This window comes from Dorea sp. 210702-DFI.3.17 (assembly GCF_020560825.1).
GTDB classification, from domain to species: Bacteria; Bacillota; Clostridia; order Lachnospirales; family Lachnospiraceae; genus Dorea; species Dorea formicigenerans.
The window spans coordinates 77,572-90,340 of sequence record NZ_JAJCNB010000007.1; the positions used below are offsets into that span (position 1 = coordinate 77,572).

At 39.7% G+C, this 12,769-nt stretch carries 10 protein-coding genes, 1 tRNA gene and 2 pseudogenes; 2 read left to right on the forward strand and 11 right to left on the reverse strand.

Annotation, left to right across the window (positions count from 1 at the left end):
- Positions 1-37: 37 nt before the first annotated feature.
- Complete coding sequence (locus LI149_RS06220; RefSeq protein WP_227143089.1) at positions 38-1,852, forward strand: serine hydrolase; 1,815 nt, start codon at positions 38-40, stop codon at positions 1,850-1,852.
- A 128-nt stretch (positions 1,853-1,980) separates the two neighbouring features.
- Here the strand turns inward: LI149_RS06220 and LI149_RS06225 are convergent, their stop codons facing one another.
- From LI149_RS06225 to LI149_RS06265, 9 genes and pseudogenes are all read right to left on the reverse strand, one after another.
- Entirely contained in the window at positions 1,981-2,289 is a 309-nt protein-coding gene (locus tag LI149_RS06225) for a hypothetical protein (RefSeq protein ID WP_168933883.1), read from the reverse strand.
- A gap of 207 nt (positions 2,290-2,496) precedes the next feature.
- Positions 2,497-3,165, reverse strand: a complete 669-nt coding sequence (locus LI149_RS06230) for a response regulator (protein ID WP_227143090.1) — start codon at positions 3,163-3,165, stop codon at positions 2,497-2,499.
- 302 nt (positions 3,166-3,467) lie between these two features.
- Positions 3,468-4,622, reverse strand: coding sequence for an N-acetylglucosamine-6-phosphate deacetylase (gene nagA / locus LI149_RS06235; RefSeq protein WP_168933884.1), 1,155 nt, complete (start codon positions 4,620-4,622; stop codon positions 3,468-3,470).
- 68 nt (positions 4,623-4,690) lie between these two features.
- Complete coding sequence (locus tag LI149_RS06240) at positions 4,691-5,536, reverse strand: MurR/RpiR family transcriptional regulator (RefSeq protein ID WP_227143091.1); 846 nt, start codon at positions 5,534-5,536, stop codon at positions 4,691-4,693.
- 15 nt (positions 5,537-5,551) lie between these two features.
- On the reverse strand, positions 5,552-6,448 hold the full coding sequence (locus LI149_RS06245) for an ROK family protein (protein ID WP_173785997.1): 897 nt from the start codon (positions 6,446-6,448) through the stop codon (positions 5,552-5,554).
- 199 nt (positions 6,449-6,647) lie between these two features.
- A complete protein-coding gene (locus LI149_RS06250) occupies positions 6,648-7,097 on the reverse strand; it encodes a YhcH/YjgK/YiaL family protein (protein ID WP_173785996.1) in 450 nt (149 codons plus the stop codon).
- Between the two features lie 12 nt (positions 7,098-7,109).
- Positions 7,110-8,615 (reverse strand): sodium:solute symporter, encoded by a 1,506-nt coding sequence (locus LI149_RS06255; RefSeq protein ID WP_168933886.1) that lies wholly within the window; start codon positions 8,613-8,615, stop codon positions 7,110-7,112.
- A gap of 43 nt (positions 8,616-8,658) precedes the next feature.
- A pseudogene (locus tag LI149_RS06260) lies at positions 8,659-9,576 on the reverse strand (dihydrodipicolinate synthase family protein).
- Positions 9,577-9,627: 51 nt separating this feature from the next.
- Positions 9,628-10,326 (reverse strand): N-acetylmannosamine-6-phosphate 2-epimerase, encoded by a 699-nt coding sequence (locus tag LI149_RS06265; RefSeq protein WP_040015251.1) that lies wholly within the window; start codon positions 10,324-10,326, stop codon positions 9,628-9,630.
- A 351-nt stretch (positions 10,327-10,677) separates the two neighbouring features.
- Here LI149_RS06265 and nagB point away from each other — a divergent pair, with 351 nt between their 5' ends.
- A complete protein-coding gene (gene nagB, locus LI149_RS06270; RefSeq protein WP_117650411.1) occupies positions 10,678-11,409 on the forward strand; it encodes a glucosamine-6-phosphate deaminase in 732 nt (243 codons plus the stop codon).
- Between the two features lie 124 nt (positions 11,410-11,533).
- Here nagB and LI149_RS06275 read toward each other — a convergent pair.
- Both LI149_RS06275 and LI149_RS06280 read right to left on the reverse strand, forming a co-directional pair.
- Positions 11,534-11,971, reverse strand: a pseudogene (locus LI149_RS06275) (ABC transporter permease subunit); the annotation flags it as partial.
- Positions 11,972-12,535: 564 nt separating this feature from the next.
- Positions 12,536-12,607, reverse strand: a tRNA-Asn gene (locus LI149_RS06280).
- Positions 12,608-12,769: the final 162 nt, after the last annotated feature.

Sequence of the window (12,769 nt, forward strand, 5' to 3'; positions counted from 1 at the left end):
GCTGCATGTTATTTTTTTATATGGAGGTGACCTGCCAATGGCAAAAGAGCAGCTTGCTGTGATTGAAATGATCACAAATATGATTCTCGGCAAGACCAACGGGGTTAGCAAAGTTGATTTCACACCACAGAAAATCCCGTTTCCGGAAAACCTTCCGTATGAACAGGCTTTCCTGCGCGCTACACCAGAGAGCCAGGGTGTCTCTTCCGAGAAACTGATACATTTACTAAGTAACTTATCTGCATCTCCATACACGGATATGCATCACTTTCTTGTACTGCGACATGGAAATGTAATCTGTGACTGCAGCTTTGCGCCTTACCGGAGCGGCATATGGCACATTTCCCATTCCATGTGTAAGAGTATTACCGGTATGGCAATCGGATTGCTAATCGATGAGGGGAAACTTTCTTTAGATGAAAACATATACAATATCTTTCCCAGAAAAGTCAATCCACTGATCAAAATCTTCCGACCGGAAATCACAGTACGGCATCTTCTGACAATGACAAGTGGTGTAACATTTAACGAATCTGGGATTGTCTCTGGTAATGACTGGCTGGAAAGCTATCTGAATGCACCTGTAACGGGAAAACCTGGCACGGAATTTCAGTATAACAGTCTGAATACTTATGTCCTTTCTGCAATTGTCAGCGCAAAAACTGAGATGACGCTGGAGGAATACTTGCGGCCACGTCTATTTGAGCCTCTTGGCATCACCCGATATCTCTGGGAGACCTGCCCAAAAGGCATCACAAAAGGCGGCTGGGGACTTTTTATTTGTCCGGAAGACATGGCAAAATTAGGGCAGCTCTATCTAAACCACGGCATGTGGCACGAAAAGCAGATCATTCCGGCCGACTGGATCCGCGAATCGACCACCAAACAGATTGACAGTATAGAAGGTACTTATGGTTACGGATATCAGGTCTGGATGGAACAACGTCTAGGCAGTTTTGAATTCAATGGTATGCTCGGACAGAATGTAATCGTGTATCCTGACCTTGACATGGTCATTGTCACCTGCGCTGGGAACAATGAACTCTTCCAGAATAACGTCATGCTAGATCTGATACGTGATGCATTTCCACAGGAATATCAGGCATCTGAATATGCTCTCCCTGAAAATCCTGCCGAGTATCACAAACTGACACACCTGGTTCACTCACTTTCCCATGGACCTTCCTGCATGCCGCAGATCCGACGCGGCGGCTGGGCAAAGAAAAGCGGATATTCCAGAAGCCATGCAATATATCCCAAATATGTCCGGTTGCTAAAGGATTTAGACGAAAAATGCTACAATATAAATCCCGCAAGTGTTGGCCTGTTTCCGCTGATTCTTCAAGTATTCCATAATAATCTGACAAACGGAGTCAGACAGATTTCTTTTCAATATGACAAAATCAACTGTCCAGACAAATTTTGTATTCACTTTCTGGAAGGAGAAGAAAATTGTACGCTGACCGCAAGTTTTGATCGTTATATCGATAACCTAATTACACTTCATGGAGAAACTTACCTTGTAGCTGTAAAATGTGAGTATACTACTGATGCAGATCACGCCCCGGTTCTTGTTCTTGATATGGTCTATCTGGAAGAAGCCATGAGCCGAAAGCTTTATTTACATTTCAAAAGCAACGAATTAATGGCACATTGGTCCGAGTCTCCCGGGAAAGAGCTTATTTTAGAAGGTCTGTCTTCCATCACAGGGGAGATGACGAAGCTTCCACTTTACGGACGCTTTCTTGAAGGAAGCGGAATGCAGTTCCTGGAACATTTAATGGTCGATACCATAGAACCAACTGTATGCGGGACATTAGCTGAATCCGATACTGAAGACGTGGATATTTGATATCTGACATACCATTCCTTGAAATTGTAGCTGTTCTGATTATTATCTCATACAAAAACGCCTCGCAAAATGTGAATATTTTGCGGGGCGTATATTATGCATTCCTGTTTTATTGAATTATGAGGTTACTATCTTCTTCTCTGTCTTCTGATTACTCTGAGAGAACCTACAATACAAACAGATGCTGCTAATAGGATGCACCATGCAATCAAGTTACTGTTGTCTCCTGTTTTTGCTGATTTAGAAGCTGGCTTCTTTCCTACGTCAGTCTTACCTGTATCTTTTGTATCTTTCTGTGCTACTGTCAGAGTTGTCTCTGCGGAACCATCTGCATTGATTGTGTATGTACCGGCAGCACCTTCAATGATTTTGTATGTAACTGGTGCTGCTACAAGCTTTGTTCCTTCTTTTATCTTCAATCTGTTTTGTAAAATCATGTCCTAAAGAATTTCTGATAAATGAAGAATTATCATCATAGGATTTTTCTGTATCAATTACGCCATCTTTATCTGCAAAATATAATCCACAATCTTCGCAATGCCAATATGCTCTATTCCCTTTTTCTGTACATGTGGCTTTCTTTGCCTCGGTAAAGGTTTTGTGTGCAGGTTTAAGTGATGGAACTTCCGTTGTATTAAGTTCTGCTATACATGCCACATCACTAAACATTTTGTGACACTCTGAACAAGACCAGTAGCCAAAGACTTTTTAACATCTTCATCAAACGCATTTGCACTCATCGCAACGATTGGAAGTGTTTTGCAGTCATCACGTGGAAGTTTTCGAATCTCTCTGGCTGCCTCCAGTCCATCCATAACAGGCATCATAATATCCATAAGAATCAGATCATATTCTCCTTCCTTGCTTTGAAGTATTTTTTCCAGAGCCTGCTGCCCGTCATATGCTTCCTCAATCTTGGCTTCGTACTTATCCAGAATGGTATGGATAATCTCCATATTCAGTTCATTATCTTCCACGATCAGAATATGCTTTCCTTTCAGATCCAATGACTTTTCTGACGAATCTTTTACTTCCTCTACATTCTCCAGATATTTTAGCTCCAGTGTAAAGCTGAAATTGCTTCCTTTATGTAATTCGCTTTCCAGATTAATCTCGGAATCCATCATATGGATCAGTCTGCGGCTGATTGCCAGACCTAATCCTGTTCCCTGCCTTCTTGCTATCTCAGATTCATCTGCCTGCTCAAAATTCTGGAAAATAAGTTTTTGCTTTTCTTCCTCGATGCCAATTCCATCATCCTGCACTGAAAAGTAGAGGCTGGCTTTTTCCTTCTCGTCACAGATTTCCAACATAATTTTCCGAACCTTCTCATGGAGTATATACAAGGTGAGAAGTGTCTACTATCTGTTATTATAAGTTTATACCATGGACTTTGCAACATATTAACAAACTTTCACGAACTGAAAAAGTCTACTAAAAAAGGTCCACCGGACCTTTTTGTCGTATGCTTGGCAACAAAAAAGTCCGCCATTTTTGTACTCTTACAGACTGGCGAACTTTCCTACATTTATATTTATGAGTTGGGGCAAAAGCCCCAACTATGATGCCTACGGATTGTTCCGTGCTTTGCACTCCCATAACCCTAGCATCATATTTACAGTCTTACACCATCTTTTACGACTGCCTGCAGATCCAGATTATCCTTCAGAAGTACAATATCTGCCTTCTTACCTGCCTTAATCGAACCATACTGATCATCAATTCCAAGACTCTTCGCCGGATTAATAGTTGCGCAGGCAATAGCTGTCTCAAGTGGAATCTGCATTTCTTTTACAACTGTTCTCATACAATCCGCGAGGTTCGTTGCTGAACCTGCTATTGCACCATCAGATACTAATGTCGCACGTTTTCCTACGACCTTGACATCCAATCCGCCAAGTGTATACTGTCCGTCCGGCATCCCGGTCGCACGCATACTGTCACTGATCAGAATCATACGGTCAGCCCCCATCATCTCAAACGTTGCTCTGACCATAGCCGGATGAATATGAATCCCATCACAGATGATCTCTGCCATCACATGCTTACCGTCATAAACAGCACCAACCACTCCCGGTGCGCGGTGCGTAAATGCCGGCATCGCGTTATAGAGATGTACTGCATGGTTTGCTCCCGCGTCAAATGCTTTCTTCGCTGTATCATAATCTGCATTCGTATGAGCCAGAGAAATGTTAACTTTCCCTTTCATTTCCTCGATAAATTCCAGATAATCTTCATTATCTTCTGGAGCAATCCCAATAAATTTCACCAGTCCATCGGAAGCTTCCAGAAACTGCTCTGCAATTTCTACATTACACGGAATAATATTTCTCTCATCTTGTGCCCCTTTTTTTACTTTGCTGATAAACGGACCTTCCATGTTAATTCCCACAAGATCTGCTGCTTTCGGGCTTGTCCCGTTTTTCTTATATTTTGCTGCAACACTTAAGATCTGTTTCAGTTCTTCCACCGGAAGTGTCATGGTCGCCGGAGCAATAGCGGTCACACCAATGGAGGCCTCATACTGTGCGATCCTCTCAATCGCCTCTTCATTTCCATCACAAAGGTCATCTCCTTTGCATCCATGAAAATGAAGGTCGATCAAGCCCGGAATTGCATATGCACCTTCACCGTCCAATACCTCTTTCTCACCAAACTGTGGCTTTTCCTCTTCTGTATATACTCTCTGGATCTTGTCCCCGTCAAGCATAATTCCACCTTTTACAAATGTCTTCTCTTCCGTGTAAACTTTCACATTATCTATGATCATATTTTCTTTCCTTTCTATTCAAGAATGCCTCGGCTTATTTAATGCTACCTGCCAAGGTGGGAGTTATCTCACATCTGATATAGTTTCTTTTCCCTGTTTTCTCTTTCTTCCAGTGCGCGAAGTGTACTGTCATGCATCTCTTCTCTTAAGTACTTATTCTGTTCCATGTAATATGCATAGATGATATCCAACATAACAAGAATCGGGAACTGAGGTGAAATTACATTTCCATGATTCAGATGTTTCAGAGATGGTAATAACACGACCTCCGTACAGTAATTTTCAAAACCTTCCCGATTATTTGTCGTAAACAGTACCGTCTTGGCACCCCTCTTATACGACTCTTCCAGCAGATATGTCACTTCCTCTGTCTCCCCACTGATACTGAATCCAAATACAAAGCATCTTTTGTCCTGAAATACCGATGACATACGCATCATATCTGAATCTGTCATAGAGTCCACATTTACACCGATTCGCATAAAGCGGATTTCCATCTCTTTTGCTGAAAATCCTGAACTTCCGCGCCCACACACAATCACCTTTTCAGCCTTATTCAGATACCCTATAATCCGGACTACCTGACTTTCATCCACCAGACTATATGTTTTATTCAGAAGTTCCTGATATGCATTCAGGACCATACGCGTATTTCCGGTAATCTTTTCCTGTTTCTCTACAAATGTCTCCTCATATTGATAAATGAATTCTTTGTATCCGTGATATCCGCACTTTTGTGCAAATCGTGTCAGTGTTGCTTTTGAAGTATACAAAAGTTCTGCGATATGATTTACAGAAAAGTCCATCTTTTTCTGATTGTGAATAAAAAAGTCTGCAATGGTCTTTTCTGTTGTCGTAAATTTGTCATAGTTTGATTCAATAATCGGAATTACTGATTTTACATAATATTCCATCGACACTCATCTCTCCTACATCAGATGTCTCACGTTACAGAAATGATAAAATGCTCCCAACATTCCCGCATCATTTTGATGTTTCGCAAATGCAAGCTTTGTGTGTTTGGCAATACTGGACACAAGATACTTGTCCATAGCTGCCTTAATCCGGTCTTTTAAGAATTCTTCCTGTGCCATAATGCCACCACCTAGTACAACAATTTCTGGATTAATGACATAACAAATGTTAGCAATTCCTTTTCCAAGTACATCGCACATCTCATCAATTGCACGATTACACAATTCATCACCTTTTTTTGCTTCTTCAAAAATGTGATAGCCATCCCAGATATCTTCTTGCTCGCCTTTCCATTCTGCTACCTTCTTTGTCAGTATACTTGCTGCTCCAAGTGTCTGAAAATCGCTGTCATCCATATGCATATATCCAACTTCACATGCACTATTGCTAAAACCATGAAATACTTTCCCGTCAATCACAATACAACCGCCAATTCCAGTACCAATCGTTAATACCAGTGCTATTTTTGCTCCTTTTGCTGCACCAGAACGGTTCTCGGCAAGGCCAGCACAATTTACATCATTTTCTACCTCACACGGAACCTGAAACATCTCTTCCAGTGTCTTCTTAAACTGTGTTCCTGCATAATTAGGAATCAACGGCGCTGAATAGAAGATGGATCCCTCTTTGGTATCTACCATTCCTGCTGTCGAGATACAGATTCCGCTAATCTCCTCCTGCGCCTCCTGCTTCATTTCTTCCACGATTCCTGTTACTTTCTGCAAAATGGCCGAGCCACCCTTCCATGCTTCTGTCTTCATAGATCTTTTACATATAATCTCTGCATCTTCGTAAATGATTCCATATTTTATTGCAGTTCCACCAATATCAATGCTTACATACTTATTCATCTTGCAATCCCCGTTCACATTTTTATGACATCTCTATTCTGTGATATCTATTATATCTGATTCGCTTTATCTTCTCAACTTTCACATTGAAAATCCGTCAATTCTTTGCTTTCATACACAATAGTCTGCAAAAAGGGCAAACCAGCCATTTTCTGCGGTTCACCCTTCTTGTCCACAGGTCATACGACCTGTATTGTTGTTATATTTTCACTTTGAAAATAGCCTTTTTAATTGTCTCAGGCTCTCCCACCTGTACCGCTGTTCTATGTCCGTCACTTGGATAACAGATCAGGAAATCACCTTCTCTTAAGATAACAGATGCATTTTTTTCTCCGTCCATTGGAAGAAAATCATCTTTCTCAACAAATTCCTTAAGTTCCATGTTCTGAATAAAGTTCAAATCAATCTGCTCTGTTCCCTTTAACATTACATGAATATCGAGATAATTCTTGTGAGCCTCCCAGAAACGCTCCTCTGGTGTCGTTGTTGTATACTCTACCACATTTACAAACAACCTGTCTCCGTCAATCTCGTGACATCCTTTTTCATAAGAAAGAATATCGTTATTTTTTGCATATTCAAAGCACTCTCTTACAGCTTCCTCGAGATATGGAAACTCTTCTAACTGATTGATATTTCCAAAAATCATAGTGATTTCTCCTTATTTGTTATAAATTGTTGTATTTGCAGCCGGCACACTTGTGTCACCTTTTACTTTTCTCCAAATCATACTTGCCGGAATACCTATTACAAGTGATACAACGATAGAGATGATGGAATAGCTCCAGATTGTTACATGGTCAGCAGGAACGAAATATTTTACATAAACCATAACTCCTGATGATGCAATAAATGCTGCAACTGCTCCAAATGTATTGGCAACTTTTGTGAATGCTCCAAGGATAAATGTTCCGATCAAGATACCAAGTACCAGTCCCATGAATCCATTGAACCACTCGTATGCTGATTTCACTCCACCGTTTGCAAGTACCATTGCAACGACAATTGCAAAGATACCAACGAGGAGAGATACTCTCTGTCCAATCTTAGTCTCTTTCTCAAATCCAAGCTCTTTCTTAGAAAGATTTGCCTGAATATCCAGCGTCCAGCTTGATGCTACAGAGTTCAATCCTGTTGACAGTGTAGACTGTGCTGCCGCATAAATAGCAGCTAACAGAAGTCCTGTCACGCCGACCGGAAGCTCAAATGCAATGTAGGATGCGAATATCTGATCCTGTGCTGCTGCCGGTGGAAGTGCATTCTGCTGATAAAATACATAAAGTCCTGTACCAATCAGATAGAATACTGTTGCGATAAAGATAGATAATGCTCCGTTCGTAAGCATCATTTTATTCAATTTCTTTGTATCTGTTGTAGTTGTAAATCTCTGTACAATATCCTGACTTGATACATAAGATCCCATTGTATTAAACCCTGCACCAACAATCATGATAAATACACTGTCTTTAAAAATATTTGCATTGAAGATCGGCTGATCTACTGCAAGGAATTTGTGCTCAGCCGTAAATGCGTGCGCAATCGCGCCAAAACCTCCATCCAGATGCACAAGAAGGAAGACCAGGGCAAATGTTACACCGATCAGAAGGACAGAACCCTGAATAAAATCTGTCCAGAGTACGGACTTCAGACCACCTGTGTAAGAATAAATAATAGCGATCACACCCATAATGATAATCAGTAAGTTTACACTGATTCCAGTCAGGCTTCCAAGTACCATACATGGCAGGTACATAATGATAGACATACGTCCGATCTGGTAAACAATGAACATCACTGCTCCCAGTACACGAAGTCCTTTACTTTCAAATCTCAGTTCCAGATAATGATAAGCTGTATCAATGTCCAGTTTACTGTAGATCGGCAGGAAAAATTTAATCGTAATCGGGATTGCAAGCAGCATACCGAGCTGTGCAAACCACATGATCCATGTTCCTGCATATGAGTTTCCTGCCAGTGACAGGAATGAAATCGGGCTTAATAAAGTTGCGAAAATAGATACGGAAGTAACCCACCACGGCACGGTTCCGTCACCTTTAAAATACTCTTTTCCTTTCATTTCCTTCTTAGCGAAATGAAGTCCGGCAAATAATACTGCTGCCAGATAAACTACTAAAATAATCAAATCAATATAGGTAAATCCCTGCATCCTTTCTTCCTCCCTATGTTCCTTTGGGCAACGATGTTACGACTTATAAATATTTCTTTTTCGCATCACAGATCATCTGTGCAGCTTCTTTTACAATGTCCATATCAGCATCAATCAATGCTGGAAGCGGCTCTCTGACTCCGCCGAGTTCCAATCCTTCATTAATCTTGAGAATAGCTTTGATCACTGCATACATGTTTCCATGTGCAGAACACATTTTGTAAATAATCTCGTCACATGCATACTGGATTTCTCTTGCCTTTTCCATCTCGCCTGCTTTTACATAATCATCCAGTTTCAAGTATAACTCAGGCATAACACCATAAGTTCCACCGATTGCTCCTTCTGCTCCGATGACACGTCCGCTCATGAACTGCTCATCCGGTCCGTTGAAAATAATGTAGTCAGGACCTGCAGCCTGTTTGAACATCTGGATATCCTGAACCGGCATAGAAGAATTCTTTACACCGATAACATTCGGATTCTTTCTCATCTCAGCAAACAAACTCTGTGTAAGAGCAACACCTGCAAGCTGTGGAATGTTGTAAATAACGAAGTCTGTATTTGGTGCTGCTGCACTGATATCATTCCAGTACTTGGCAATTGCATACTCTGGTAAATGGAAATAAATCGGAGGAATTGCAGCGATTGCATCTACCCCAAGGCTCTCTGCATGTTTTGCAAGTTCCTGGCTGTCTTTTGTGTTATTGCATGCAACATGTGCGATAACTGTCAGCTTTCCTTCTGCAGCTTTCATTACATTTTCAAGCACAATCTTGCGGTCCTCTACGCTCTGTTAAATGCACTCTCCTGAAGAGCCATTTACATACACACCTTTGACGCCTTTTTCAACAAAGTATTTTGTCAGTGCCTGAACAGCCTCCGGACTAATGTTTCCGTCTTTGTCATAGCATGCATAAAATGCCGGGATAACACCTTTGTACTTATCAAGATTTCTCATAGTTACTTGTCTCCTTTTTCTTTTTTGATTTTTGATTTATGTGTGAATTAATTAAGCTTCCAGTTTTTTCATCTCTTCTACAAAAGATTTTGTGATAAGTTGCGGTCTTGTAATAATTGAACCAACTACTACGCTATATGCTCCAAGCTCAATCACATGTCTTGCTTTTTCAGGAGTATTAATATTTCCTTCTGCAATGACACGATGCTTTGTTCCGGCAACAATCTTTCTTAAAATTTCAAAATCATTTGCTTCAATCTTGTCACCTTTGCTTTGCTCTGTATATCCGACCATCGTTGTTCCGATAAAATCAAATCCAAGTTCATCTGCATGAATTGCTTCTTCAACAGTAGAACAATCCGCCATCCAAAGCTGATCCGGATATTTTTCTTTTGCTTCTTTGAAGAATTCATCCAGTGTCTTATTTCCCGGTCTTTTTGAAATGGTAGCATCCATCGCAATAATTTCCGGCTTTACTTCCATCAGTTCATCAATTTCTTTCATGGTAGGAGTAATATAAATGTCACTGTCTTCGTAATCTCTCTTCACAATACCGATAATTGGAAGATCTACCTGTGACTGAATCTCTTTAATGTCCTCTTTTGTATTTGCACGGATTCCAAATGCTCCACCTTCTTTTGCAGCCAAAGCCATGCGTCCCATAATGAAAGAAGAATGCAACGGCTCATTTGACAATGCCTGACAAGATACAATTAATTTACCTTTCAGGTTTTCTACCTTCTGATTCATCTTTAATGTCCTCCTTCGTTCTAGTTGCAGTATAAGTTCTTCTGAAACTTTTTTCAATATGTTGTGTGTATTTCGAAACTAGTTTCATATATTTTGACTGAAACTCAATTTTCCACAAATTTTATGCATCTTCTTTTGTAAGCATTGCACAAATCAATGGTAATTTTTTCAGACCTTGAAACTAGTTTCTATATTTGCTTATAATATTGAAATAATGAAACAAATCAGTATACTTAATATCAGAAACAGGAATTTTACATTACAGAAAACACATTTTATAACAACAAAACAAATGCATCTGAAATTTATTTATCAGAATGTAAAGTAAAAAAAGAAAAGTGAGGTATAGCTATGGTTATTTACAAAGCAAAAGATTATCAGGACATGAGTAGAAAAGCTGCAAATATTATTTCAGCACAGATTATTATGAAACCAAACTGTGTGCTTGGACTTGCCACAGGTTCTTCCCCAGTCGGAACTTACAAACAATTGATCGAATGGTATAAAAAAGGGGATTTAGATTTTTCACAGGTAACGAGTATCAATTTGGACGAATATAAAGGTTTAAGTCCGGAAAATAATCAAAGCTACCGTTACTTTATGAATACCAATCTGTTCAATCATGTAAATATCAATAAATCCCACACATTTGTCCCTAATGGTCTGGAAGCAGATTCTAAAAAAGCGTGTGATGATTATAATGAAATTATCCGCAGCCAGGGAGGTATTGACCTCCAGCTTCTTGGACTTGGTCACAACGGGCACATTGGTTTTAACGAGCCTGGAGCTGCTTTCGAAAAAGAAACTCACTGTGTTGATCTGACAGAAAGTACAATTGAAGCCAACAAACGCTTCTTTGCTTCCGAAGACGAGGTGCCACGCCAGGCATATACCATGGGCATCAAGAATATCATGCAGGCAAAGAAAATTTTGGTCGTAGTCAGTGGTAAGGACAAAGCTGAGATCTTAAAGAAAGTACTCTATGGAGCAATCACTCCGGAAGTACCGGCTTCCATCCTTCAGTTACATAATGATGTAACAATCGTTGCTGATGAAGCTGCACTGAGTGAGATTGATAAATAATATCTACTGGACACCGGACATTGCAGTGTAACTTATGAAACGCATTTAGCTTTTGTTAAAAAAGGGAAGCTGTGATACACATCCATGTACCACAACTTTCCTATATTTTCATCTTCATTTAATTTTAATCAATTGTCCATTTAAGCAGCTGTTCTTTCACCTTTTCAAATATCTGCATTACAACTACTAACACAATTACCATAAAGATAAATCCAACCCAGGTATTGGCAAATACACCAAGTTCAGAATTCTTTTTTACAAAATAGCCCATGCCTGAACCGCCACCATACATTTCGGCAAATACAAGCATTACAAAAGAACTTCTCAGTGAATTTACAAAACCGGCCAGAATAGATGGACTTGCTGCCGGCAGAATTACTTTCATGAACCGCTTTACACCTGTCAGTTCCAATGTAGCTGCCTTGTCCAAATAGCGCTTATCAATGGTCATGATTCCTGTGATTGTAGCAAATAATGTTGCCCAGACAATATTATATACAACTAAAAATATGGAAGCTGATAATAATGTTGGTGACAACAACAGTACAAACGGCGACAATAAGGCAGATAACAATTCTTGTTATCTGTAAAAGTATCTATATTAACTTCATTCATTTTCGGAGCCTATTATAACATCAGGCAAGATTCCAAAGTGATGCACAACAAACTGATGAAAACTGTTAAAGGATTGTGATGAATTTCACTTAATATACTAGCATAAATATTAAGTATATGTTAATATATCTGTAAAATAAAACTTTTCTGTCAGACAGTGTTCATCTGAACTATGAGAGGAAAGTATATGACTAAAAGAAAGACAGCAAAAAAACGCAAACATTGAAAACCCAGACTGCGGGGAAACAGAAACTTAAGACGCAAGTAGCAGAATCACGGAATTCTGATGATTTTATTATGTTTCCGACTGTGGATTTCTGTTTTAAAGAATTAATGCAAAATGAAAAGGTTCGCAAAGGTATTATATCTGCAATATTGAGTGTTGACCCAAAAGATGTAGATAGTTCCAAACAGCCCCTGTCTACCAACCATTTATTTTTCTTTCCGAATAAATATATTATTACTTTGTATACTAAAAAACCTGTAAGCATAATACTTACAGGTTAACTAACTCCCCGAGTAGGGTTCGAACCTACGACCCTTCGGTTAACAGCCGAATGCTCTACCACTGAGCTATCGAGGAATAACAAATATATAATAAACCCAAGTAACAAAAATTACAAGGGTTTTTTCATATATCTTCAAAACTGCATATAAGAAACCTTTTAACATCTTACCTATCCACCTTACTTGGTTATGCCCTCGACCTATTAGTAACAGTCAGCTCCATGTGTTACCACACTTC